This is a genomic window from Rhodobacter maritimus (genome assembly GCF_058747975.1).
In genome coordinates this window covers 2,334,018-2,354,436 of record NZ_CM179095.1, presented here as the reverse complement: position 1 = coordinate 2,354,436, position 20,419 = coordinate 2,334,018, and the positions used below count along the sequence as shown (strand labels likewise).

Annotated in this window: 20 protein-coding genes and 1 tRNA gene; 6 read left to right on the top strand and 15 right to left on the bottom strand. The window is 65.3% G+C overall.

Features of this window, described 5'->3' with window-relative positions; genetic code table 11:
- Positions 1–3 precede the first annotated feature (3 nt).
- A tRNA-Tyr gene (locus AC4PTO_RS11990) sits at positions 4–87 on the bottom strand.
- 121 nt (positions 88–208) lie between these two features.
- On the opposite strand from AC4PTO_RS11990, the gene rlmB reads away from it, so the two are divergent.
- The 3 genes from rlmB to AC4PTO_RS11975 all read left to right on the top strand — a co-directional run bounded on the left by rlmB (position 209) and on the right by AC4PTO_RS11975 (position 2,154).
- The gene (gene rlmB, locus AC4PTO_RS11985; RefSeq protein WP_492728764.1) at positions 209–991 is read left to right on the top strand and encodes a 23S rRNA (guanosine(2251)-2'-O)-methyltransferase RlmB; all 783 of its coding nucleotides are present in this window, start codon (positions 209–211) and stop codon (positions 989–991) included.
- 87 nt (positions 992–1,078) lie between these two features.
- Entirely contained in the window at positions 1,079–1,519 is a 441-nt protein-coding gene (locus tag AC4PTO_RS11980) for a YHS domain-containing (seleno)protein (RefSeq protein WP_492728762.1), read from the top strand.
- Between the two features lie 200 nt (positions 1,520–1,719).
- A complete protein-coding gene (locus AC4PTO_RS11975) occupies positions 1,720–2,154 on the top strand; it encodes a CoA-binding protein (RefSeq protein ID WP_492728760.1) in 435 nt (144 codons plus the stop codon).
- A gap of 5 nt (positions 2,155–2,159) precedes the next feature.
- Here AC4PTO_RS11975 and AC4PTO_RS11970 read toward each other — a convergent pair whose 3' ends face one another.
- The 12 genes from AC4PTO_RS11970 to secG form a co-directional block, all read right to left on the bottom strand.
- Complete coding sequence (locus tag AC4PTO_RS11970; protein WP_492728758.1) at positions 2,160–3,344, bottom strand: DegT/DnrJ/EryC1/StrS family aminotransferase; 1,185 nt, start codon at positions 3,342–3,344, stop codon at positions 2,160–2,162.
- Positions 3,345–3,427: 83 nt separating this feature from the next.
- Positions 3,428–4,729, bottom strand: coding sequence for an NAD(P)/FAD-dependent oxidoreductase (locus AC4PTO_RS11965; RefSeq protein ID WP_492728756.1), 1,302 nt, complete (start codon positions 4,727–4,729; stop codon positions 3,428–3,430).
- The gene (locus AC4PTO_RS11960) at positions 4,726–6,081 is read right to left on the bottom strand and encodes a glutamine synthetase family protein (protein ID WP_492728754.1); all 1,356 of its coding nucleotides are present in this window, start codon (positions 6,079–6,081) and stop codon (positions 4,726–4,728) included. Before AC4PTO_RS11960 ends, AC4PTO_RS11965 begins: the two co-directional genes overlap by 4 nt.
- A 46-nt stretch (positions 6,082–6,127) precedes the next feature.
- A complete protein-coding gene (locus AC4PTO_RS11955) occupies positions 6,128–6,808 on the bottom strand; it encodes a type 1 glutamine amidotransferase (protein ID WP_492728752.1) in 681 nt (226 codons plus the stop codon).
- 202 nt (positions 6,809–7,010) lie between these two features.
- Positions 7,011–8,342, bottom strand: coding sequence for a glutamine synthetase family protein (locus tag AC4PTO_RS11950; protein ID WP_492728750.1), 1,332 nt, complete (start codon positions 8,340–8,342; stop codon positions 7,011–7,013).
- Positions 8,343–8,345: 3 nt separating this feature from the next.
- Positions 8,346–9,173: an ABC transporter permease gene (locus AC4PTO_RS11945; protein ID WP_492728748.1), complete on the bottom strand. Its 828-nt coding sequence runs from the start codon at positions 9,171–9,173 to the stop codon at positions 8,346–8,348.
- A complete protein-coding gene (locus AC4PTO_RS11940; protein WP_492728746.1) occupies positions 9,170–10,051 on the bottom strand; it encodes an ABC transporter permease in 882 nt (293 codons plus the stop codon). Before AC4PTO_RS11940 ends, AC4PTO_RS11945 begins: the two co-directional genes overlap by 4 nt.
- 39 nt (positions 10,052–10,090) lie before the next feature.
- A complete protein-coding gene (locus AC4PTO_RS11935; RefSeq protein ID WP_492728744.1) occupies positions 10,091–10,810 on the bottom strand; it encodes a transporter substrate-binding domain-containing protein in 720 nt (239 codons plus the stop codon).
- A gap of 36 nt (positions 10,811–10,846) precedes the next feature.
- Positions 10,847–11,623: an ABC transporter ATP-binding protein gene (locus AC4PTO_RS11930; RefSeq protein WP_492728742.1), complete on the bottom strand. Its 777-nt coding sequence runs from the start codon at positions 11,621–11,623 to the stop codon at positions 10,847–10,849.
- A gap of 128 nt (positions 11,624–11,751) precedes the next feature.
- The gene (locus tag AC4PTO_RS11925) at positions 11,752–12,195 is read right to left on the bottom strand and encodes a tellurite resistance TerB family protein (protein WP_492728740.1); all 444 of its coding nucleotides are present in this window, start codon (positions 12,193–12,195) and stop codon (positions 11,752–11,754) included.
- Positions 12,196–12,266: 71 nt separating this feature from the next.
- On the bottom strand, positions 12,267–13,910 hold the full coding sequence (pyrG, locus tag AC4PTO_RS11920; protein WP_492728738.1) for a CTP synthase: 1,644 nt from the start codon (positions 13,908–13,910) through the stop codon (positions 12,267–12,269).
- Between the two features lie 163 nt (positions 13,911–14,073).
- Positions 14,074–14,430: a preprotein translocase subunit SecG gene (gene secG / locus AC4PTO_RS11915; protein WP_492728736.1), complete on the bottom strand. Its 357-nt coding sequence runs from the start codon at positions 14,428–14,430 to the stop codon at positions 14,074–14,076.
- Positions 14,431–14,686: 256 nt separating this feature from the next.
- Between secG and AC4PTO_RS11910 the strand changes: the two genes are divergently transcribed.
- Together AC4PTO_RS11910 and AC4PTO_RS11905 are read left to right on the top strand one after the other, a co-directional pair.
- Positions 14,687–15,985, top strand: a complete 1,299-nt coding sequence (locus AC4PTO_RS11910) for an adenylosuccinate synthase (protein ID WP_492728735.1) — start codon at positions 14,687–14,689, stop codon at positions 15,983–15,985.
- Between the two features lie 4 nt (positions 15,986–15,989).
- Positions 15,990–16,226 carry a DUF2842 domain-containing protein gene (locus tag AC4PTO_RS11905; RefSeq protein ID WP_492728734.1) on the top strand — a complete coding sequence of 79 codons (237 nt, stop codon included), beginning with the start codon at positions 15,990–15,992 and terminating at the stop codon, positions 16,224–16,226.
- A 51-nt stretch (positions 16,227–16,277) separates the two neighbouring features.
- On the opposite strand, the gene AC4PTO_RS11900 is transcribed toward AC4PTO_RS11905, so the two are convergent.
- On the bottom strand, positions 16,278–18,551 hold the full coding sequence (locus AC4PTO_RS11900; RefSeq protein ID WP_492728732.1) for a hypothetical protein: 2,274 nt from the start codon (positions 18,549–18,551) through the stop codon (positions 16,278–16,280).
- 315 nt (positions 18,552–18,866) lie between these two features.
- Here AC4PTO_RS11900 and AC4PTO_RS11895 point away from each other — a divergent pair, with 315 nt between their 5' ends.
- Positions 18,867–19,520 (top strand): thiamine diphosphokinase, encoded by a 654-nt coding sequence (locus AC4PTO_RS11895; protein ID WP_492728730.1) that lies wholly within the window; start codon positions 18,867–18,869, stop codon positions 19,518–19,520.
- Here the strand turns inward: AC4PTO_RS11895 and AC4PTO_RS11890 are convergent.
- Positions 19,447–20,403 carry a DMT family transporter gene (locus AC4PTO_RS11890; protein WP_492733611.1) on the bottom strand — a complete coding sequence of 319 codons (957 nt, stop codon included), beginning with the start codon at positions 20,401–20,403 and terminating at the stop codon, positions 19,447–19,449. The two genes, AC4PTO_RS11895 and AC4PTO_RS11890, sit on opposite strands and share 74 nt — an antisense overlap.
- Positions 20,404–20,419: the final 16 nt, after the last annotated feature.

Here is a 20,419-nt window from a genome sequence, read left to right as displayed (position 1 = left end):
AGATGGTGGGCGACCCTGGAATCGAACCAGGCATGGGTCTCCCCGGCGGAGTTACAGTCCGCTGCCGCACCTTGCAGCACGTCGCCCGACGCTGGCGGGTGGATACCGAAGGGGTCCGGGGGCGTCAAGCGGGAAAATCGGTTCCCGGGCGGGTCTTGCCAAACTGCCGCGCGCAGCGCAGGAAGGGGGTAATCGCAAGGGGGCAGGCATGAAGAAACCGGCTTGGGTCATCGACAAGGAACGCGCGCGCCGTGCGGCCGCATCCGAAACCGTGTGGCTGTTCGGCCTGCATGCGGTGCGCGACGCGCTTGCCAATCCCGCGCGGCAGAAGCTGCGCCTGGTCCTGACCAAGAATGCCGCCGACCGGCTGGCAGACACGCTCGGGGGCAGCGAGATCCCTCCCGAGATCGTCGATCCGCGCAAATTCGACAGCCATGTGCCGCTGGCCCCCGACTCGGTCCATCAGGGTGCCGCGCTCGAGGTGAAGCCGCTGCACTGGGGCCGTCTTGAAGAGGTCTGCCTGACGGGCGCGGGGGCGCCGCTTGTGGTGCTGCTCGACCGCGTGACCGATCCGCATAACGTGGGCGCGATCCTGCGCTCGGCCGAGGTGTTCGGCGCGCGGGCCGTGATCGCGCCTGCGCGTCATTCCGCGCCCGAAACCGGGGCGCTTGCGAAAACTGCCTCGGGGGCATTGGAGCGCCAGCCCTATCTGCGGGTGGGCAATCTGGCCGAGGCAATGCAAAGCTTGCAGGCCATGGGCTTTGTGCTTTTGGGGCTGGATGGCGCGGCCGTTGCCTCGCTTTCTGAAGGGTTGGCAGCGGCAGGCACGCGGCCCGTGGGCCTTGTGCTTGGGGCCGAGGGACCGGGCCTGCGCGAGAAGACCCGCGAAACCTGCGATCAGCTGGTGCGCATTCCCTTTGCCGGGGGGTTCGGCTCGCTCAATGTCTCGAACGCGGCGGCGGTGGCGCTTTATGCGGCCGTGACGCGCTGAAGTCACATCTGCGCCAGCGGCGGCGGCGCTCTCTGGCGGCACGCGGCGCGATCTGGCACGATCGGGCCACCGAAATGGTGACTGTCCATGTTCTTGCGAGCCTTTGCCCCGCTGCTTCTTGCGCTGCTTGCCGCCCAGGCGGTCCGTGCCGACATGCCCGCCGCGGCGCATGACGGTTGGGGCTTGGCCGGGCACGACCCCGTGTCCTACTTTGCCGACGGCGTTCCGCGCGCGGGCCGGGCCGATTTCGTCGTTAAATGGCGCGGCCAGATGTGGCATTTCGCAAGCCCCGAGAATCGCGCGGCCTTCGAGGCGGACCCGGCCCGTTTCGCGCCGCGCTTTCGCGGCTATTGCGTGGTGGCGCTGGCAAGCGGGCGGTTGAGTCCGGGCGATCCGACGATCTTCGTGATTCACGGTAACCAGCTTTTCCTGCTGCAATCGGACGCCGAGCGTGCGGCCTTTCTGGCCGACCCCGAAGCGATGATCGGCGCGGCCAGGCAGAACTGGCAAAACCTGATCGGAAAATAGGTGTTTCACAAAGGCGCGAGGGGGTGCGAGGCGGGGATGAAAAGCGCCCACCGGCTTCCTATCTGGAAGGTAAGGGACTGGCACCGGAACTGCCTTTCCCGGGTTCACTGTCCCTCGTTCCGCACTTTTGCGCCCAGCCCTTGGCTTGGGCGCATTTTTCTGCAAGCCTCGCGCATCCCAGCCGCCGAACCGGAGCCGCCATGCAGACCCCTGACGATGCAACCCTGCAAGAGATCCTGACGACGACCCGCGTGATTGCCGTGGTAGGGATTTCGCCGAAAGCGGATCGCCCCTCGCACGAGGTGGCGGAATTCCTTCAGGTGAAGGGCTATCGGATCGTTCCGGTCAATCCCGGCCATGCCGGCCAGCAGATCCTGGGTGAGACGGTCTATGCCGATCTGGCCTCGATTCCCAAGGGCATCCCGGTGGACATGGTCGATATCTTCCGCCGCCCGGACGCCGTGCCCGAGGTTGTGGACGATGCCCTGGCCAGCCTGCCAGACCTCCGCACGATCTGGATGCAATTGGGCGTCAGCCACGACGCAGCCGCCCGCAAAGCGCGCGCGCAAGGCATCCGGGTGGTGATGGATCGCTGCCCGAAGATCGACTATCCGCGCGTCATGCCGCGCGCCTGAGCGCGTTAGCCGCGCACTTCTGCGGCGGCTTCAAGCACCGCATCGGCGATGAAATCCAGCTCGGGCTGTTTCAACCGTGCGGGCAGGCGCAGATCGCAGGCCCGCATCAGCATCGCGCGCGTTTTCGGCAGGTCGGGCTGATCGCCAAGGAACTGCCAGTTCCAGAAGGCGCGGGCATTGTCCTGCGACAGGCCGAACACCTGCACCGCGACACCGCGCGCCTTGGCTGCATCCTGAAAGCGCAGCGCCTCGGCATCGCTCCAATCGCCTTCAAGGTTGAACTGAAGCGAATCCGGCGCGCGGGTTTCGGGGCCAAGCGCGGGGGGCACCTGCATCCAGGGGCTGAGGTTCAGCCGCGCCGCGACATAATCGTGATTGGCCCGCCCGTCACGCACGCGTCGGGCGATCTCGGGCAGTTGCGGGCGGATGACCGCGGCCGAGAGGTTCTGCATGCGGGTGTTGTAAAGCGGCAGCTTGTTTTGCCACTGCACAAAGCTGTTCTGAAGGCCGGGATGCTTCTTCCAGTTATGTTCATAGGCGCCCGACATGATGATGGCGCGGGCCGCGATCTCGGGGTCGTCGGTGACAAGCATGCCGCCTTCGCCCGCATTGACCAGCTTGTAGGACTGGAACGAGAAGCAGCCGATCTTGCCGATCGTGCCAATCTTGCGCCCGTGCCATTCGGTGCCAAGCGAATGCGCGGCATCCTCGACCACCGGAACGCCGCGCGCCTCGGCCAGTTCCATGATCGCGTCCATATCCGAGGTGTGGCCGCGCATGTGGCTGATCAGGACGGCGGCGATGCTGTCATCGAACTTGGCCGTGAGATCCGCCAGATCCACGCGAAAATCCTTGCCGACTTCGACCAGAACCGGCTCGCAATCGGCGTGGACGATGGCCGAGGGAACGGCGGCGAAGGTGAAGGCGGGCACCAGGACGCGCGCGCCCCGCGGCAGGTCAAGCGCCTTGAGCGACAGAAACAGCGCCGCCGAGCAGGACGAGACCGCAAGCGCGTAATGCACCCCCAAATGCCGGGCGAACTCGGCTTCAAGCCGGGCGACGGGCGCGGCCTCCGAGGTATAGCGGAACAGGTCGCCCGAACAAAGAAGCCGCTCGATCTCTTCGCGGGCGGCGGGGGGGATCGGCTCGGCGTCGTAGCAGTTCGGGGCAGGCTGACCGTCACGGGGCATGGCAAGATTTCCTGAATGTCAGTTTCAGGAAATCTGTAAACGCATGGGGCCGGAAAGGCCAAGTGAAAGTTCTGTGTCGGCGGTCAGATGCCGATACGGTCGCGCATGGCATACCAGCTCATCGCCGCCACCAGCAGGGGCCATCGCAGCATCGCGCCGCCCGGAAAGCGCGGCATCGGCAGCCCCGCCATCAGATCGAACCGCTCGGCCTGGCCCGCGACGGCCTCGGCCACGATCCGCCCGGCCAGGGTCGCCATCGCCACGCCATGCCCCGAAAAGCCCGAGGCGGAAAATACGTTGGGCTTGGGGCGCAGGAAGCAGGGCATCCGGTTCATCGTGATCGCAAGCGTGCCGCCCCAGGCATAGTCGATGCGGACATCGCGCAGCGCGGGATAAACCTCGAGCATGGGCGTGCGGACGGTGCGCACGATATCCGGAAAGCGGTAGCCATAGCTTTCGCCGCCGCCGAAAAGCAGGCGCCCGTCCTCGCTCAGCCGCCAGTAGTTCACCACGAATTTCGTGTCGGCTACGGCCACGTTCTCGGCCAGCACCGTGGCCGCGCGATCGCCCAGAGGTTCGGTTGCGATGATGAAATTGTTGATCGGCATGACCCGGTTGGCCACGCTGCCGTCCAGCCCGCCCAGATAGCCGTTCGCGGCCAGGATGACGTGATCGGCCTCTATGTGGCCCTCGGCGGTGCGCACAAGGGCCGGCTGGCCGTGGCGGATATGATGCACGACCGATCCTTCGTGCAGCCGCGCCCCGGCCCCGGCCGCCGCCGCCGCAAGGCCCTGCGCGAAGTTCAGCGGATGCAGATGCCCCGCGCCACGGTCGATATCGCCCCCCTTGTAGACCCGGCCCGGCACGATCGCGGCCAGCTCATCGCGCGACAGCGGCGTGATCTGGTCGTATCTGTAATCGCGGGCCAGCTTTTCGGCATTGGCGCGGGCATGGGTGACCTCGGCCTCTTTCCAGCAAGCATGCACGACACCGGGATGGAACGTCACGGGCATGTCGTGTTCGGCAATCAGCCCGCGCACGAGGGCCTTGGCCTCTTCGCCGAAATCCCACAGGCGGCGCGCGGTATCGCGCCCGACCATGCGCTCCAACTCGTCCTGTTCCAGCCGCTGGCCGGACCCGACCTGCCCGCCATTGCGCCCCGAGGCGCCAAAGCCCGCCCGGTGCGCCTCGAGCACGACAACATCGAAGCCCCGCTTCGCCAGGTGCAGCGCCGCCGAAAGCCCGGTATACCCCGCCCCCACGATGCACACATCGGCGCGCTGCCGGCCCGTCAGCTTCGGCCAGCGGGTATCGAACGCGGCCGTTGCCGCATACCAGCTTCGGGGATGCTCGCCCGCGCGGTCGTTGGCATGGAGAAGGTTCATACGTTCAACAGCAGGTGTTCGCGCTCCCACGGGCTGATGACTTGAAGGAACTCTTTGTATTCGTTGCGCTTCACGGCCTCGTAGACGGTGCAGAACTCGGGTCCCAGAACCTCGCGCACGGGCGCGTTGTCGGACAGGAGGTCCAGCGCATCGCCCAGGTTGTAGGGCAGTTCGTCCGCGCTCATATAGGCGTCGCCCAGGCATTCGGGCCGCGGCATCTTCTTCTCCTTCAGTCCCAGATAGGCACAGGCGAGAGAGGCGGCGAGACCCAGATACGGGTTGCAGTCCATCCCCGCGAGGCGGTTCTCGACCCGCCGCGCGGCCGGCCCCGAGATCGGCACCCGGAGGCCCGTGGTGCGGTTGTCGCGCCCCCATTCAAGGTTGATCGGCGCGGCAAAGTCGGGGACATAGCGGCGATAGCTGTTCACATAGGGCGCGAGCAGCGCGATCACCGCGGGAAGGTGGGTCTGAAGCCCGGCGATCGCATGCAGGAAGGCCTCGCTTTCCCCGCCATTCGCTTCCGAGAAGATGTTCTCGCCCGTCTTGATGTCGACGACCGACTGGTGGATATGCATCGCGCTGCCCGGCTCGCCCTCGATGGGCTTGGCCATGAAGGTGGCAAAGCAGTCATGGCGCAGCGCGGCTTCGCGGATCAGGCGCTTGAAGAAGAAGATCTGGTCGGCAAGCGCCACCGGATCGCCATGCGCCAGGTTGATCTCGACCTGGCCCGCGCCGCCTTCCTGCAGGATGCCGTCGATCTCGAAGCCCTGAAGCTCGGCGAAATCGTAGATATCGTCGATCACCTTGCCGTATTCGTCCACGGCGCTCATCGAATAGGCCTGCTTCGCGGCGGCCCGCCGGCCCGAACGCCCCATCGGCGGGATGATCGGCTGGTTGGGGTCGATATTGCGCGCGACAAGGAAGAACTCCATCTCGGGCGCGACGATCGGGGTCCAGCCCTCGGCCTCGTAAAGGCTGACCACGCGCTTGAGCACGTTGCGCGGTGCAATCGGCACGGGATTGCCCTGCTGGTCCTCGACATCGTGGATCACCTGAAGCGTCCAGTCATTGGTCCAGGGCGCGGCGGTCGCGGTCGAGAAATCCGGCGTCAGGATCATGTCGGGCTCGGTAAAGGCGCCCATCGGGTTGTCGGTCCATTCGCCCGTGATCGTTTGCAGGAAGATCGAGTTGGGCAGGAAGAAGCGATCCTGGAACGCGAATTTCGAGGCCGGCATCGCCTTGCCCCGGGCCACCCCCGCAATATCGGCGACGATGCACTCCACCTCGTCCAGCCGCCGCCCTGCGATATAGTCGCGCGCGGCCTGCGGCATCAGCTCGGTCCAGTCTTTCACGGGGCCTTCCATGGATCTGCCTTTCCAGCGTGTGTCCGCTCCGGCCTCAGCCGCGCGAGCGGAGAAAAAAGTCCGTGATGCGTTCGGCGATCACGGAAGACGAGTTCGGCGCCCCCAAGCGGGCCTCGGCCGCCTGCATGAGTGCGTCCGGCACCACCCCCTTGCCGCGGGTCCGCATCAGGCCCTCGACAAAGCTGTCGCCGAATTCGGGATGCGCCTGCACGGTGAAGGCGCTTTCGCCGTAAAGCAGGGCGGCATTCTCGCAAAAGGCGTTCGTGGCCACGACCTCGGCACCTTCAGGGCGGCTTGTCACCTGATCGCGATGCCAGGCGTTGAGCGTCAGCGTCTCGCCGTTAAAATCGTAGTCCTGCGGACCCACGGCCCACCCCTTTTCGAACCGCTCGACCTTGCCGCCCAGTGCCTGCGCGATGATCTGGTGGCCGAAACAGATGCCGACCAGCGGCACCTTCGCCTTGACCGCATCGCGGATAAAGGCCTCGAGTTTTGGAATGAACGGATGATCCTCATAGGCGCCATGCCGCGAGCCGGTTATCAGCCAGCCTTCGCAGTCATGCACGTCCGAGGGGAATTCCATACCCTCGACATGCCAGGTGCGAAAGGTCAGCCCCCGTCCGGCAAGGAGGGTCTCGAACATGTCCGGGTAATCGCCGGATGCGTCACGCAGCACATCGGGGGCTTGTCCGGTCTGAAGGATTCCGATCAGCATGGGGGTCTCGTTTCCTGAATGGTGCGAGCCTATCCGCGGCGTGCGGGCGGGCGCAAGGGGCTGCGTGGCGTGAAGCGGGGGTAGGGGGCTTTGCCCCCTCTTGGCCTGTGGCCAATTCACCCCCAGGATATTTGGTCTCTGAAGAAGCCGCATTCTCCAGAGAAAAATATCCCCGCCGGAGGCTTCCCCGGCCGGGGCCGGGCTAGACGGTATCCAGGTAAAGCTCCGTCTGTTCGTCATCCGACAATTCGGCCATGTAGTGCAGCTCCTGCCGTTTGGTCATGAGGTAGTTCTCTGCGATCTCGTCGCAGAAGATGCGACGGATCAGGGGGCAATCGGCGAAGCGGTCGATTGCGGCGGCCCAGGTTTCGGGCAGTTGCGGCAGGCCTTGGACATAGGCGTTGCCGACGATCGGGGCGGGGGGCTCCATGCGGTCTTCAAGGCCGATCAGCGCCGCCCCGAGGATCGCGGCGATCATCAGGTAGGGGTTCACATCACCCCCCGCGACGCGGTGTTCGATGCGCCGCGCGGCCGGGCCCGAGGCCGGGATGCGCAGCGCCGCCGTGCGGTTTTCATAGGCCCAGCCGATCCCGGTAGGGGCGTGGGCATTGGGCACGAGGCGGTCATAGCTGTTTTCATGCGGGGCGAAGACCAGGGTCGAGCCGGGCAGGGCCGCAAGGCAGCCGGCCACCGCATGGCGCAGCCGATCCGAGCCTTTTTCGGAACCGTCATCGAAGATGTTGCGCCCATCGGCATCGAGTACCGAGAAATGCGAGTGCATGCCGTTGCCCGACCACAGATCGTAGGGTTTGGCCATGAACGAGGCTGCAAAGCCATGGCTGCGCGCCAGCCCTTTGACCAGCATCTTGAACAGCCAGGCATCGTCCGCGGCCTTGAGCGCATCGCCCTGATGCATCAGGTTGATCTCGAACTGGCCGGGGCCGGCCTCGGAGATCGCGGTGTCGGCGGGGATGTCCATCTCTTCGCAGGCGTCATAGAGCGCGCTGAAGAACTTGTCGAATGCGTCGAGCGCGCGCAGCGAGAGTGTCTCGCCGCCAGTGCGCCGCTTTCCCGAGCGCGGACTTGGGGGAACGCGGAGCGTCTTGCCGGAATCGTCGATGAGGAAGAATTCCAACTCGGTCGCCACCACCGGCGTCAGCCCGCGCGCGGTATAGCGTTCGATCACCCTTGCCAGGGCCTGACGCGGGTCCCCGTCATAGGGGCGGCCGTCCATGTGGAACATCCAGATCGGCAGAAGGGCCGTCGGCGCCTCAAGCCAGGGCATCGGCAGGAAGCCCCGTTCGGTGGGCATCAAAAGCCCGTCCACGTCGCCCGTCTCGAAGACCAGCGGGCTTTCCTCGATATCCTCGCCCCAGATGTCGAGATTCATGACCGAGAAGGGAAAGCGCGTGCCTTCGGTGAAGATCTTGGCGGCGAAACGTGCCGGAACACGCTTACCGCGCGCCACCCCGTTGAGATCGGCCGCGGCCACGCGGATCGTGCGCACCTCGGGGTGTTCTTTCAGCCAGTCCATGTCTCACCTGATGATTTGCGGCCGGACCTTCAGGCGGGGGCGGCTGGCCCCGGGCAGGTGACGGTTCAGGCGGCGGTTGATCATCCCGAAAACCCCGATCAGCGCCAGCGTGAGCATGACGAAGTAGAACGCGGCGATCGGATAGGGGATGAAGGGATTGAAGGTCTTTTCCGCGAAATATTTCGCGTAATAAAGCGCGTCGCCGCGTTGCTGGAAGGCGGGGAATCCCGAAAAGAAGACCAGCGTCGTGGCATGGAACAGAAAGATCGCCTCATTGGTATAGGCGGGCCAGGCCAGGCGCAGCGTGGTCGGCCACAGGATCCGGCGAAAGCGCTTCCAGCCGGTCAGCCCGTAGGCGTCGGCGGCCTCGAGATCGCCCTTCGGAACCGAGCACAGCGCGCCATAGAAGATTTCTGCAGAATAGGCCGAGGTGTTGAGGAACAGCACGAACAGCGCCCCCGCCCAGGCCCGCGTCGTCCAGGCCGTCTGCACGGTGATGCCGAATATCTCGATGCCCGCGCGGGGCAGAAGCACAAGCGCCTCGTAGGCCAGGAAGAACTGGATGAAGAGGGGAGAACCGCGAAACACGAAGATGAACCACTCGGCGGGTTTGCGCAGCCAGACCGCGCGGCTGGCCTTTGCCACCGCAAGGCCGGTGGCCAGCAGGAAGCCGAAGCCAAGCGCGAGAATGCCGAAATAGAGGTTCCAGATCATGCCCGAGCCGATCAGCGTGAACTGATGGCACAGCGTGATGTCGGTGCGGGGCAGGACCCGCTCGCCTATCCCGAGCGAGCGCAGGCCGAAATCGGCGACGATATCCCAGCAGCTCATGCGCCCGCCTTTCGCATCGCTTCGCCGGCCATCGTGGCCTGGCCGCGGGCCAGCCGCGCCGTCAGCCGGCCCAGCACGATCTCGGATATTCGGGTCATGCCCAGATAGAAGGCCAGAAGCACAAGGAAATACCACACGCGCCAGTCGGGGTGCGGATAGTCGTAGATCGCCGATTTGGTCGCGCCCAGCTCTCGTGCCCAGTAGACGATATCCTCGACCCCCAGAAGAAACAGAAGCGGCGTCGCCTTGATGAGGATCATCCACAGGTTCGACAGGCCCGGCAGGGCATAGGTCCACATCTGCGGGATCAGGATGCGCCGGTTGACCTGCCGCTGGGTCATGCCATAGGCGGCGGCGGTTTCAAGCTGCGCGCGCGGCACGGCCTGCATCGCGCCGTAAAGCACGTTGGCCGCGAAGGCGCCGAACACGATCGAGAAGGCCAGAACCGCAAGCGCGAAGCCGTAGACCTCGTGCCAGATCTGGGGCGAGCTGGACAACGGAAGCTTGGCGGCCTCGCAGACCAGGAAATCGTTGCCCTGCCGGATCGGGGCATCCCAGTCGGGGCATTTGACCTTGTGGCGCATCCATTCGAGGCCCTGGTCCATGGCGACCGGAACGAACAGGAAGAACACGATGTCGGGCACGCCGCGCACCATCGCGGTATAGCCCTTGCCTAGCATGCGCAGCGGCCAGAAGCCCGCGCGCGCGGCCAGTGCGCCGCCGAAGCCAAAGGCAAGCGCGACCGGCGCGGTGATCGCCATCAGCAGAAGGACCACAAGGAACGAGCTATAGAACAGCAGGTGCTTGCCCGTGGTCAGGTAGCACAGAAGCCAGTTCAGGCCTTCAAGCGAGGATGGGTCGGCGCAGCTTGCGAACATGATGGGCGGCGGCCCCGGTGGCGGGGCCGCCCCAATAGATCAGAAGGTCGCGGCTTTGTCGCCGAACCATTTCACGATCATGGTGTTCAGGCTGCCGTCGGCCTTCATCTCGCCGATGGCGGCATCAAGCTTGCCGCGCAGCTCGGTATCGGATTTGCGCAGCCCGACGCCGATGCCCCCGCCAAGCGGGATATCCTCACCCACCCAAAGCAGATCGCCGCCCTCGTCGGGCGAGAACGGAACCAGAGCGTCCTTATCGGCAAAGACCGCGTCGGCCTCGCCGTTCTTCACGGCTGCGATGGTGTCGTCGAGCGTTGCGAATTCCAGTAGCGTGGCGCCGGATTCGGCCACATAGTCGGCCTGGATGGTGCCGATCTGCGCGGCGATCACGCCTTTCAGGTCCACGCCCTCGCTTGCGGCCAGATAGGCCGATGCGGCGGGCGGATAGTAGTTCTGCGTGAAGTCGATGGTCTGCTGGCGCTCTTCGGTGATGCTCATGCCGGCGATGATCGTGTCATAATTGCCCGACAGCAGGTTGGGGATGATCGAGTCCCACTCGTTTGTCACCCATTCGCAGGTCAGGCCGGCCTTTTCGCAAAGCGCATCACCCAGCTCACGCTCGAAGCCGTCGACCTCGCCCTTGTCGTTGATGAAGTTGTAGGGAGGGTAGGCGCCCTCGGTGCCCATGCGCACGGTCTGCGCCATGGAAAAGCCGGTGCTCAGCGCCAGGGCGGCGGTGGCAAGGATCAGTTTGTTCATCATTCATCTCCGCTGTTGTGGTGATTTTGCTTGTCTTCAGGCAGGTGCCGTCGCCGACAGGAACTGGCGCAGCCGTTCGGAACGCGGCGCGCCGAAAAGCGCGTCGGGCGGGCCTTCTTCCTCGATCAGGCCCTGATGCAGGAACACGACATGGTCGGATACGTCGGCGGCAAGCCGCATGTCATGCGTCACAAGCATCATGGTGCGATGCTCGGCGGCCAGGTCCTTGATGACCTTGACCACCTCTTGCTGCAACTCGGGGTCAAGCGCCGATGTCGGCTCGTCGAACAAGAGCGCCATCGGCTCCATGCAAAGCGCGCGGGCGATCGCGGCACGCTGCTGCTGGCCGCCCGAAAGCTGCGCGGGCCAGGCATCGGCCTTGTCCCCGATGCCGACCTTCTGCAACAGCGCCCGGGCGCGGGTTTCGACCTCGGCGGCGGGATGGCGCAGCACGGTCACGGGTGCCTCCATCACGTTTTGCAGGATCGTCATGTGGGACCACAGGTTGAACTGCTGGAACACCATCGACAGGTTGGTGCGAAAGCGCACCACCTGCGCGCGGTTCGCGGGGTGCCGGGCCAGCCCCTCGCCGGCCCACTTCACCGCCTCGCCCTGGAACAGAACGTCGCCGGACTGGCTGTCCTCAAGCAGGTTGCAGCAGCGCAGAAGCGTCGATTTGCCCGAGCCGGAAGAGCCGATCAGACTGACCACCTGCCCCCGGCGGGCGGCGATCGAAACGCCCCTGAGCACCTCAAGCTGGCCATAGCTCTTGTGCAGATTGCGGATTTCGATGACTGGCGCGGTTTCGTTCACGTTGGGTTTCTCTGGATCCGTTCGCACAAGTTGGCGCGATTTCGGGGCCGATTGCAACGCATCTGTAACGGATGACGCAAGGGAGCCTGCCAAAATCGCCGGCGAAACAGCGCAAAATGCCCGCTTTGTCAGCCTTGCCGGGCGGTTACGCGTTGACGTGCAAGTGCCGAATCACGGTCGTTCACGCCCAGAAGATTGGCCGCCAGCCGGATCAGCGCATCCTCGGCGGCAGAGCGGGTGCCGTCTGCAAGGGCCACCTCCCACAGCGCCTCGATGATGCCGGTGCGATCCTCATAGGCGATCATGTCCTTGAGCGCGCGGGTGAAGCGCACGGTGTCGGGGGCTTCGGCCTCGACCTCCTCTGCCTCATGGCGCAGGGCGGTTGCCTGCGCCATGTCCAGCCCGCGCCGATGGGCCAGGACGCGGTCGATGCGGATCTTCTCGGCCTCGTCATAGTGGTCGTCCGCGCGCGCCAGCCGCACCAGAAGGGCCGCAAGGGCCAGTTCGGCATCGGGCGCGGTCAGCGGTTCCGGGGTCGGGGCCACAAGGCGGGCAAGAAGCGTTCTGAGCATGGCGCGACTATAAAGCGAAGCGCAGGCACGGCAACGCAAATTCCCGTGCCCGGTATCCTGTCCGGCCCAGGTCAGACCAGCCGGCTCTGATCCAGCGCGGCGCGCACGAAGCCTGCGAAAAGCGGATGCGGCGCGAAGGGCTTGGATTTCAGCTCGGGGTGGAACTGGACGCCGATGAACCACGGATGGTCCCTGTGCTCCACGATCTCGGGCAGGCGGCCATCGGGGGACATGCCCGAAAACACCAGCCCGCAGGCCTCCAGCTTGTCGCGGTATTTCACGTCCACCTCATAGCGGTGGCGGTGGCGCTCTTCGATGTCGGTATTGCCATAGACCCCGGCCACGCGCGAGCCGGGCTTGAGCGCGGCCGAATAGGCGCCAAGACGCATCGTGCCGCCCTTGTCGTCATCAAGCTTGCGTTCGACCCGGTGGTTGCCCTGGATCCATTCCTTCAGGTGATAGACCACGGGGGTAAAGCGCTTCCGCCCCGCCTCGTGGTCGAACTCTTCCGAGCCCGCATCGCTCAGGCCGGCAAGGTTGCGTGCGGCCTCGATCACGGCCATCTGCATGCCCAAGCAGATGCCCAGATAGGGCACGCCCTTTTCGCGCGCGAATTGCGCGGCGCGGATCTTGCCCTCGGTGCCGCGTTCGCCGAAACCGCCGGGCACGAGAATGGCGTTGAACCGCTCCAGATGCGGGGCGGGGTCTTCGCGTTCGAAGATCTCGGCGTCGATCCATTCGGCCTTCACGCGCACGCGGTTGGCCATGCCGCCATGGGTCAGCGCCTCGGCGATCGACTTGTAGGCATCCTCAAGCTGGACATATTTGCCCACGATGGCCACGCGCACTTCGCCCTCGGCATTGTCCAGCCGGTCCATCACGTCTTCCCAGCGGCTCAGGTCCGGGCGCGGCGCGGGCGAGATGCCGAACGCATCCAGCACCGCCTGGTCAAGGCCCACGCGGTGATAGGCCAGCGGCGCCTCGTAGATCGACTTGAGGTCGTAGGCGGGGATCACCGCCTCGGGGCGCACGTTGCAGAACAGCGCGATCTTGGCGCGTTCCTTTTCCGGAATCGGATGCTCCGAGCGGCAGACCAGCACGTCGGGCTGAAGCCCGATCGAGCGCAGCTCTTTCACCGAGTGCTGGGTGGGTTTCGTCTTCAGTTCGCCCGAGGCCGCAAGATAGGGCAAAAGCGTCAGGTGCATGAAGATGCATTGCCCGCGCGGCCGGTCCTGGCTGAACTGGCGGATCGCCTCGAAGAAGGGCAGCCCCTCGATATCGCCCACGGTGCCGCCGATCTCGCACAGCATGAAATCGACCTCGTCATCGCCAACGTCAAGGAAGTCCTTGATTTCGTTGGTGACGTGGGGAATTACCTGGATCGTCTTGCCCAGATAGGCGCCCTTGCGCTCTTTCTCCAGCACGTTGGAATAGATCCGCCCCGAAGACACGCTGTCGGTCTTGCGCGCGCTGACCCCGGTGAAGCGTTCGTAATGGCCAAGATCGAGGTCCGTCTCGGCCCCGTCATCGGTCACGAAAACCTCGCCATGTTCGAACGGGCTCATCGTGCCGGGATCGACGTTGAGATAGGGGTCGAGCTTGCGCAGCCGCACCGAAAAGCCGCGTGCCTGCAACAGCGCACCAAGCGCGGCCGAGGCAAGCCCCTTGCCAAGCGAAGACACCACGCCGCCTGTAATGAAAACGTAACGCGCCATGAAAGCCCCCGTGACCTTGAGATAAATGCAAGAGTTTCTGCTGTCCGGACGGATCAGCACCACGGGATTTGATCTTAATACGATTCGCAGTCCGCCCGCAACCGGACCGCAATCAGTTGGGTGTTGTCTGGCGCAAGTCCCTACGTCTTGTGCCCGACCGCAATCAGTTCGCGGGCGGGGGCGTCAGGGGCGCATCGGTCGCGGCCGGGGGCAGCGACAGATCGGGCAGTGCGGGCGCGCTTTGGGTGACGGGCGCATCCTGCACGCGGTCCACGACCGAGCCTTCGGTCGCCTTGCGCGCGGCAAGGATGGTCAGCCCGACCGAGGTGCAGATGAAGCCCACGGCAAGGATCCAGGTGAGTTTGGACAGCGCGTTCGCCGCCTGCCGGCCGGTCATCACACCGCCGCCACCGCCACCGCCGCCCATGCCAAGGCCGCCCCCCTCGGAGCGTTGCAGCAGCACCACGCCGATCAGCAGCAGCGCCAGGATCAGGTGGACGGAGAGGACGACGTTTTCCATACGGGGACGGGCCTTCTTTCTTTCGACGCCCTCAGATAGGCGCAATGGGCCTCCGGTGCAAGGTCGAAAGGCGCGTTGGCAGGCGTGCCGGGGAAACCCCTGCCGGAAAACAAGGGGCGCGTGGTGCGGCGGAACCGGAACCCGGCGCCTTTGCCCGCCACGAAGGGCCGCAAGGCCGGCGCATCATTTTCCGGTTCCCCCCGCAGGCGCCCCCCGCTATATGTCGCACGGTTTTGCAACCCGCGAGGAGAGAGACATGGCCAATGTCGTGGTGGTCGGCGCCCAATGGGGCGACGAGGGCAAGGGCAAGATCGTAGACTGGCTGAGCGAACGCGCCGATGTGATCGCGCGTTTCCAGGGCGGTCATAACGCGGGCCACACGCTCGTCATCGACGGCAAGGTCTACAAGCTGAACGCGCTGCCCTCGGGCGTGGTGCGCGGCGGCAAGCTGTCGGTCATCGGCAACGGCGTGGTGCTTGACCCCTGGCACCTGCTTTCCGAGATCGGCAAGATCCGCGAGCAGGGCGTGGACATCAGCCCCGAGACGCTGATGGTTGCGGAAAACACGCCCCTCATCATGCCTTTCCACGGCGAACTTGATCGTGCCCGCGAGGCGCAGGCCGCGGGGTCGAATGCGAAGATCGGCACCACCGGGCGCGGCATCGGCCCGGCCTATGAGGACAAGGTGGGCCGGCGCGTGATCCGCGTGGCGGACCTGGCCGATGACGAGACGCTGCAATCGCGCGTCGACCGCGCACTGGTGCATCACAACGCGCTGCGCGCGGGCCTTGGGCTGGAGCCGATCGACCGCGACGCCACGGTGGACATGCTGCGCGAGATCGCGCCGGAAATCCTGAAATACGCCGCCCCCGTCTGGAAGGTGCTGACCGAGCTGCGCAAGGCTGGCAAGCGCATCCTGTTCGAGGGCGCGCAGGGCTCGCTTCTGGATATCGACTTCGGCACCTATCCTTATGTCACTTCCTCGAACGTGATCGCGGGGCAGGCGGCGACCGGGGTCGGCATGGGGCCGAACTCGATCGATTTCGTGCTGGGCATCGTCAAGGCCTACACGACCCGCGTGGGCGAAGGCCCGTTCCCGACCGAGCTGGACGACGCGGATGGCGAACGCCTGGGCACGCGCGGCCATGAATTCGGCACCGTGACCGGGCGCAAGCGGCGCTGCGGCTGGTTCGATGCGGTCCTCGTGCGCCAGACCTGCGCGATTTCCGGCATCAACGGCATCGCGCTGACCAAGCTTGACGTGCTTGACGGGTTCGAGACGCTGAAGATCTGCGTGGGATACGAGGTCGACGGCGTCGCCTATGACTATCTGCCGACGCAGGCCGCGTTGCAGGCGCGCGCCCGGCCCGTCTATGAGGAAATGGAAGGCTGGCAGGAATCGACCGCGGGGGCGCGGTCCTGGAACGATCTGCCCGGCGCGGCGGTCAAATATGTCCGCCGGATCGAGGAGCTGATCCAGTGCCCGGTTGCGATGCTGTCCACCAGCCCCGAGCGGGACGACACGATCCTTGTCACCGACCCCTTCGCGGACTGATCCGATGACGCTCAGCTACAAGGCTCGCCGCCGCTGGTCGCTGCTGATCCTCGTGATCGGGCTGCCGCTTTACATCGTCGTTGCGGTGACGGTCGTGAACTGGGCCGATGCGCGGTTCGGGCGGCTGCCGCTTCTGGCGGAACTGGCGGTCTATCTCGGGCTGGGTTTCCTGTGGGCGCTGCCGTTTCGCAAGGTGTTCCGTGGCGTGGGGCAGGCCGATCCGGACGACAGGTCCGAATGAAAAACGGAGGGGCAGGGCCCCTCCGTCCAATGATGCCCTGCGCGTCCGGCCTTAATTGGCGGCGCGGCGGGTTTCCTCGAAGAACCGCGACTGTTCGGTGATCGCATACTGGCCGCGGCGGATCTTGGCGATCTTGCCCTGGCGCAGCAGCTGGCCGAACGAACGCAGGCTTTCCTCGCGGCTGAAATCGCCCTCGTCGGCGACCGAGGCGACCTTGCGCAGGATCTGCGGCGGCGAGAAATGCGGCCGGCCCTCGATGGTCGAGGTATAGGCGGCAGCAGCCTCCAGAAGCTCCGAAAGCCCGCTGGAGCCGAGCGATTCCGCGAATTCGGCAAAGCTGCGCGCATCCTCGGCCGAGATCGGACCCGTGGGGGCCGCATCTTCGGCATCCGGGCGCGCGCTGTGGCGCGTGGCCGAGATCCGGCGCGGGCGCACCACGGCGTCCTCATCGTCGGCACGGTCGATCCGCTGCTCCGACACCAGCATGAGCGGCGCGGGGCGCGCCTGCGGCAGCGCGGGGCGGCGGGTGTGCGCCTCGCCGCTAACGACGGGGCGGCGCGGCTGCACGGCATGGTTCAGGTCGTCCCGATAAGCCTCGGCTGCTTCGTCTTCCTTGCTGGCCTGCCCGTTGCGTTCGCCGCGCACCAGGCGGTCGGCGACCGTGGCCGCGACGGCGGCCTTCAGGTGCGCAATCGCCGAGAAACGGCGGCGATTTTCCGCACCCTCGAGCTTGGTATTGGTTTCCTCGATCAGGCGCGAAACATCGGCCTCACGGGCATCGCTTTCCAGAACCGGTGCCGGGGCGACAACCTGCTTGGCTTCGTTCTCGGCGGTTTCGATGTCGTCTGCGATGGCCTCTTCGGCTTCGTCCGCCACGAATTCTTCGGTCTCGGCGGTGTTGTCTTCGGCTTCGGTGGACTGGATCAGTTCTTCCTCGGCCTGCTCTTCCGCGACCAACGCCTCTTCTGCGATGGCAGGGGCTTCGTCCTCGGCCATACCCGAAAGCAGACGGCTCAGCTCATCGTCTTCCTCGAGATTTGCGGTCCATGTGTCTTCTTCCGGTGCGGCGGGCCCTTCCGTTTCAGCCTTCGCCTCAAGCGAGGCCAGCTCGCGCATAAGGTCTGTGTCGTCGTCGGAGGACAGCGCGGCGACGATGTCGTGCGCATCGTCCTGTGCCGGGGTCAGCAGCAAGGGCGCTTCCCCGGCTTCGACCATGTCTTCGTCTTCGCGCGGCAGCTTGACCACATGGGCAAGGATCAGAGGTTCGAGTGCCGCAGGTGCCTCTTCTTCGGCCGTTGCTTCCTCTTCAACCAGCATATCGTCCGAAAGGGACGCGGCCAGCGTTTCCGCCAGGTCGACCTCATCCTCTTCGATGCTGCCCTCCACCACTGGCGTCTCTTCCGCGTCGGCCATTTCAGCCGCATATTCGGAAACCTCGTCGCAGGTCTCTTCGGTGTCATCCGCAAGGGCGACGATCATATCGGCCTCGGGCGCCTCTTCCATCACCGGGGCGGACATATCGCCGGCAAGCGCTGTGACGGTCTCTTCGGGGGCCTGAGCCTGGGCCAGTTCGGCGGCGGCGGCAGCCAGGGCAGCGGCACGCGCGGCCTGACGGCTGGCGCGGCGCCGAGCGACCACGCTTTCAGGACGACGATGCGGTGCGGCGGGTTCGCCGGCATCGTCGTTCCATTCCAGCGCTTCATCGGTTTCGTCTTCGCTGACCTCTTCTTCGACCGCAACGACTTCTTCTTCCGTCACGGCTTCTTCTTCCGGGATGATCTCGTCGTCAGCCTCGGCGAAGGCGGCCGCCATGATCCCGGAAATCTCCGTATCCGGCATGTCGATATCGGCTTCGGCCACAGTGCTTTCGGCGACCACTTCGTCTTCCATCGGGGAAATGGCGTCGGTCTCCGGGGCCTGCTCGTCTTCGCCCTGCAGCGGACCCGAAAGGTCAAGCTCATAGCCGAACTCGTCATCGGCGCCCTCTGCCTCTACCGGCAGGGCGTCGGGAAACTCGTCATCTTCATAGCTCGGCGCGGCCGACGCGGCGGCGCGGGCCTGGGCCACTGCGGCGCGGATGCGCTGCAGCTTCGCCGCGACGCTTTCGGAAACCGGGTCGATCGCGGCGGGGGCCGCATCGACCACCGGCTCAACCACCGGCTCGACCACGGGCGCAGCCGGAGCGGGTGCCGCTTCGGAGACCGAATCGGCCGCTGCCTGCGGGGCCTCTTCCTCGATCTGGCGCGGACGCAGGATGACGCCGTTCGCGTCGATCTTGGCATCAACGCGGCGCTGGATCTCGCGCTCGGCGATTCGGTGCAGCATATCCGCATCGGGGGTCGGGGGTTCTGCACCGAAATACCGGTCCTCCGCAGCGAGGTCCCGGAAATACTCTGCAATTGCCTTCATCGTGTTGAAAGGCTCGTCGAATCCCTCCAGCGTGCAGGAGAAAGTCCCGTACGACACGGTAAGAATTTTGCTCGCACCAACCATGGAACGCTCGCTTTCATACAGATCACGTTGCAACAACCATTCGGGACAACTGGTTCTTTCCCGTGAACGAAATAGGGCGAGAACAAGGCATTGTGCCCCATATCGTTGAATTATCCGGCCTAAATCGTCATCAATCATGACATGAGTATGGAAATTGTCCAATCGACGCGCGGTGTGACCCTTCTGGGCGGGGGTGAGTCTCTGGCCGAGGATGTTGCGGAATCGTTGACAATCGCGCCGGTCCTCGTGGCGGCCGACAGCGGGGCCGATCGCGCGCTTGCGCTCGGGCGGATGCCCGATGCGGTGATCGGCGATTTCGACAGCCTGTCAGAGCATGCCCGCCGCACCATCGCCCCCGACCGCCTGCACCCGATCGCGGAACAGGACAGCACCGATTTCGGCAAATGCCTGATGCATGTGCGCGCGCCGTTCTACCTTGCGCTCGGGTTCACGGGCATGCGGCTGGATCATACGCTGGCCACGCTGTCCTGTGTCGCGCGCCACGATCATCGCCGCGTCATCGTGCTGAGCGATCAGGACATTGCCTTTCTCGCCCCGCCCGAGATCGCGCTCGACCTGCCCGTAGGGGAACGGATCTCGCTTTTTCCCTTCGGTTCCGCAAGCGGTCGCTCCGACGGATTGAAATGGCCGATCGAAGGGCTTTGCTTCAGCCCGGCAGGGATCATTGGCACCTCGAACGAGGTGACCGGCCGCGTGACGCTTTCCCTTACGGGTCCGGTAATGCTGATGTTGCCGAAAATACACCTGCGGACCGCGCTTTGCGCTCTTGTGCCGCAATGACCCGCTCGCGGTAGATCACGAACAGCCCCGAGGCCACGATGATCGCAATGCCCAGCCATGTCAGCGCATCGGGGAAATCCTGAAAGAACACATAGCCGAAGATGCATGCCGTCACGATCTCGAGGTAATGCAGCGGCGCCAGCGTCGAGGAAGGCGCGAATTTCAGCGCGTAGGTGATCGCCATGTGGCTGACCGTGGCGGCAAGCCCGACACAGAACACCCAAAGCCAGAAGATCCCCTGCGGCGGTTCGGGCAGAAGCGACGGCACCCCCGTCATCGCGCCCAGAACCAGAAGCGGCAGGCACATCGCCGCCGCCACGACCGCAGTCTGCAACTGCATCGCAACCGGATGCACCAGGCGCGACAGAGACCGCGTGACCAGCATGTAGATGGCAAAGAACAATGCAGTCCCAAGCGGAAAAAGCGCGATGACGCCGAAGGCCGCGAAGGAGGGTTGGATCACGAAAAGCGCCCCCACGAACCCCACGACGCAGGCCCAAAGCCGCCGCGAGCCGACCGCCTCGCCCAGAACCAGCCGGCCGATCAGGAGGATGATGAACGGCTCGACAAAGACGATGGCAAGCGCATCCGCGATCGGCATGACCCGCACCGCGGCCACGAAGCAATAGGTCGATCCGATGCCGCAAAACGCCCGCAGCGCCGTCAGCCCCAGCGCGCGCCGCGTCATCCCCAGCCGCAACCCCATCCAAAGCGCGATCGGCGCCATCAGCGCGGCCTGCACCACAAAGCGCCCCATGGTGACGACGCCCACGGAAACCTCCTGGGCGGCCAGCTTGGAGGCAACGTCGATCAGCGGCGCGATGACGCAAAACGCGATCATCAGCGCGACACCGGGCAGGATGCGGTCCGTCTCGTTCATGATCCGCCCATATCCCGCG

What these genes read in the sequence shown, in the direction of transcription:
- AC4PTO_RS11900 (WP_492728732.1), bottom strand. Translation starts at nt 18,551, where the DNA reads ATGCTGCACCGAATCGCCGAGCGCGAGATCCAGCGCCGCGTTGATGCC.
- AC4PTO_RS11945 (WP_492728748.1), bottom strand. Translation starts at nt 9,173, where the DNA reads ATGAGCTGCTGGGATATCGTCGCCGATTTCGGCCTGCGCTCGCTCGGG.
- secG (WP_492728736.1), bottom strand. Translation starts at nt 14,430, where the DNA reads ATGGAAAACGTCGTCCTCTCCGTCCACCTGATCCTGGCGCTGCTGCTG.
- AC4PTO_RS11925 (WP_492728740.1), bottom strand. Translation starts at nt 12,195, where the DNA reads ATGCTCAGAACGCTTCTTGCCCGCCTTGTGGCCCCGACCCCGGAACCG.
- AC4PTO_RS11965 (WP_492728756.1), bottom strand. Translation starts at nt 4,729, where the DNA reads ATGAACCTTCTCCATGCCAACGACCGCGCGGGCGAGCATCCCCGAAGC.
- AC4PTO_RS11910 (WP_492728735.1), top strand. Translation starts at nt 14,687, where the DNA reads ATGGCCAATGTCGTGGTGGTCGGCGCCCAATGGGGCGACGAGGGCAAG.
- AC4PTO_RS11980 (WP_492728762.1), top strand. Translation starts at nt 1,079, where the DNA reads ATGTTCTTGCGAGCCTTTGCCCCGCTGCTTCTTGCGCTGCTTGCCGCC.
- AC4PTO_RS11905 (WP_492728734.1), top strand. Translation starts at nt 15,990, where the DNA reads ATGACGCTCAGCTACAAGGCTCGCCGCCGCTGGTCGCTGCTGATCCTC.
- AC4PTO_RS11955 (WP_492728752.1), bottom strand. Translation starts at nt 6,808, where the DNA reads ATGCTGATCGGAATCCTTCAGACCGGACAAGCCCCCGATGTGCTGCGT.
- pyrG (WP_492728738.1), bottom strand. Translation starts at nt 13,910, where the DNA reads ATGGCGCGTTACGTTTTCATTACAGGCGGCGTGGTGTCTTCGCTTGGC.
- AC4PTO_RS11940 (WP_492728746.1), bottom strand. Translation starts at nt 10,051, where the DNA reads ATGTTCGCAAGCTGCGCCGACCCATCCTCGCTTGAAGGCCTGAACTGG.
- rlmB (WP_492728764.1), top strand. Translation starts at nt 209, where the DNA reads ATGAAGAAACCGGCTTGGGTCATCGACAAGGAACGCGCGCGCCGTGCG.
- AC4PTO_RS11950 (WP_492728750.1), bottom strand. Translation starts at nt 8,342, where the DNA reads ATGGACTGGCTGAAAGAACACCCCGAGGTGCGCACGATCCGCGTGGCC.
- AC4PTO_RS11895 (WP_492728730.1), top strand. Translation starts at nt 18,867, where the DNA reads ATGGAAATTGTCCAATCGACGCGCGGTGTGACCCTTCTGGGCGGGGGT.
- AC4PTO_RS11935 (WP_492728744.1), bottom strand. Translation starts at nt 10,810, where the DNA reads ATGAACAAACTGATCCTTGCCACCGCCGCCCTGGCGCTGAGCACCGGC.
- AC4PTO_RS11975 (WP_492728760.1), top strand. Translation starts at nt 1,720, where the DNA reads ATGCAGACCCCTGACGATGCAACCCTGCAAGAGATCCTGACGACGACC.
- AC4PTO_RS11970 (WP_492728758.1), bottom strand. Translation starts at nt 3,344, where the DNA reads ATGCCCCGTGACGGTCAGCCTGCCCCGAACTGCTACGACGCCGAGCCG.